Annotated in this window: 1 protein-coding gene; it reads left to right on the top strand. The window is 44.5% G+C overall.

Features of this window, described 5'->3' with window-relative positions; all coding sequences use genetic code 11:
• Nucleotides 1-75: 75 nt before the first annotated feature.
• The coding region (locus Y882_RS20665) for a hypothetical protein (RefSeq protein ID WP_211259253.1) at nucleotides 76-301 on the top strand (226 nt) is incomplete at its 3' end.

The raw sequence follows: 301 nt of genomic DNA, 5'->3' as shown, positions 1-301 counted from the left end.
ACTTACAACATGGGTATCGGTGGTCTGCACTCGTGCGAAGAGTTAATGGAGATTGTACCATCTGAAGATTAATAGATGTGGGATGCTGACGTAACATCATACTACCCAATCTGTATTATTAACCAGCAACTGTATCCTGAGCACCTGGGCCCGCGCTTTATCGATATCTTCGTTAAGATCGTAGAAAGACGTATTGCCGCTAAGATGGCTCATGACGATAAGACCGCACAAACTCTTAAGATCGTTATCAACGGTTCTTATGGTAAGTTCGGTTCACCGTTCTCTATCCTGTATGCACCGC

This window comes from Dyella japonica DSM 16301 (assembly GCF_001010355.1).
Lineage (GTDB): Bacteria > Pseudomonadota > Gammaproteobacteria > Xanthomonadales > Rhodanobacteraceae > Dyella > Dyella japonica.
This window is presented reverse-complemented; position numbering and strand designations above follow the sequence as displayed.